The sequence below is a fragment of the Falsiroseomonas oryziterrae genome (genome assembly GCF_021864505.1).
GTDB lineage: Bacteria > Pseudomonadota > Alphaproteobacteria > Acetobacterales > Acetobacteraceae > Falsiroseomonas > Falsiroseomonas oryziterrae.
This window is the reverse complement of the sequence record NZ_JAKJIB010000706.1, coordinates 1-579: the sequence shown is the minus strand read 5'-3', so window position 1 is coordinate 579 and position 579 is coordinate 1. Positions and strand designations below refer to the sequence as shown.

General features: G+C 77.9%; 1 protein-coding gene. It reads left to right on the top strand.

Annotation, left to right across the window (positions count from 1 at the left end):
- Positions 1 to 26: 26 nt before the first annotated feature.
- The coding region (locus tag L2I40_RS24240) for an ATP12 family chaperone protein (RefSeq protein WP_237217880.1) at positions 27 to 579 on the top strand (553 nt) is incomplete at its 3' end.

The window sequence follows — 579 nt, the reverse complement described above, 5'->3', positions numbered from 1 at the left end:
CCGCCGCGCGCCGCTGACGGATCGCGGTGAAGCGGTTCTGGGACCGCGCCGAGCCCAGCGCGGCTGACGGCCGCTTCGCCGTCCTGCTCGACGGCCGCCCCCTCCGCCTGCCGGGCGGCACGGCGCTGCGCGTCGACAGCCGCGCGCTGGCCGAGGCGCTCGCCGAGGAATGGGGGGCGGCGGGCGGCACGAAGGGCGGCGAGTTCACCCATGACGACGTCCCGCTGACCCGCGTCGTCGGCACCGCGGAGGAGCGCATCGCGCCCGACCCGGCGCCGACCGTCGCCGCGATCGCGAAATACGCCGAGACCGACCTGCTCTGCTACCGCGCGGAGGATCTGCGCCTGGCCGACCGGCAGGCGGCCGCGTGGGATCCGATCCTCGACTGGGCGACGCTCACCTTCGATGCGCCGCTGCGCGTGACGAGCGGCGTGATGCCCGTCGCGCAGGACGCGCAGGCACTCTCCGCGCTCTCGCGCGCCGTCGCCGCGCTTGCGCCCGTGCCGCTCGCCGCCCTCGGCGTCGCCGTCCCCGCGCTCGGCTCGCTCGTGCTCGGCCTCGCCCTCGGCGCGGGCCGCA